Raw genomic sequence first — 1180 nt, 5'->3', positions numbered from 1 at the left:
CGGCGCCAGGATCAGTCGGCGGCGGAGCAGTTCGAGATTTCCGCGACCATACATTGAGCGCTTGAGCAGCTTCAGCTTATTCACCTGGCCCTCGACCTGGGCGCTGCTCCAACTGGTTTCCAAAGCGGCTCGAACAGCATCGCCGTCATGCTGAAGGCCTGCGGCGAAGGTTTCGACAGGACGCAGACCGCAGCGCTTTGCGCCAAGAAGCCAATCGTCGAAGACGGGGCCGGCATCATGGGCCTTGGTTCCGACCCGGCGGACGAGATCGACGAAACGGCGAACAATTCGAATGAGGATGGCGGCGTCGCGATCCTGGCTGATTTGCAGGATCGCGTTAGCCTCTTCGATCGACCTCGTCTCTGGTGCCTTGACGATCAACCACGCGAGTTGCTTCGGGGACGGAATCGAAACAGGGTTTTGAGTGCGGGGAGCTGGCGGAGCCGTGTCGTCCGTCCTATGAGGGGCATGTTTCGACGGAGCTGTCCGGTGGTCCTGAAGCCACCGATGAATCTGGCCGGCGGAACCACCATAGCCAAGATCGCGGCATTCGCGCCAGAGCTGCAAGCCGTTTTCGCATCCGTTCGCGAGTCGCGATCTCAGCAACGGCAGATATGGATCAATGATGCTGGTTGGCGTTGCCCGCACTGCCCGCTCGGGAAAGGTATCAGCATAAGCGAACTTGCGCACGGTGGTCGGCGACAAACCTGTCGCTCGGCTGATTGCCATGATCGCCTCGCCGGCGAGGTAACGCCGCCGCGCATCGTTATATTGCATCAGTCGTCGTGTGCGGCTTTCGGAAGCGACATCAGCGTCGGAACGCAATCGTCTGAACGCTTTTATCCGACGCGTCTTCGTCGCCTTCGGCGATGACAGTTCGGGCAGCCGCCGCAAACGCGCATAAGCGCCGGCAGCCCATCGCTCGACCATCTGCCGCGTGTTGTGGAGAAGGTGCCAACGATCGGCAATCTGAACGGCGTTCCGGGCACCGATCGTTATGGCGCGCCGATATTCTGTCGAGCGGTCCCGAGCGACGATTTCGATCCCAGGCCTTGACCCAAGCCATTCGATCACCGTCTCCGCCGTGCGGTCAGGCAAGAGATCTATCGGACGGTGGCGTTGGAGGTCGACGATGATCGTGCCGTAGCGCAGCCGCTTCTTCATCGCCCAATCATCAACG

Annotated in this window: 1 protein-coding gene; it reads right to left on the bottom strand. The window is 60.9% G+C overall.

Going from position 1 to position 1180, the window contains the following annotated elements; all coding sequences use genetic code 11:
- Window positions 1–1180, bottom strand: a 1180-nt coding sequence (locus VQ045_RS21740) for an ISL3 family transposase (RefSeq protein ID WP_331831611.1), incomplete at both ends; no start/stop codon positions are given.

It is taken from the genome of Aurantimonas sp. E1-2-R+4, assembly GCF_036549515.1.
Lineage (GTDB): Bacteria > Pseudomonadota > Alphaproteobacteria > Rhizobiales > Rhizobiaceae > Aurantimonas > Aurantimonas coralicida_A.
This window is presented reverse-complemented; position numbering and strand designations above follow the sequence as displayed.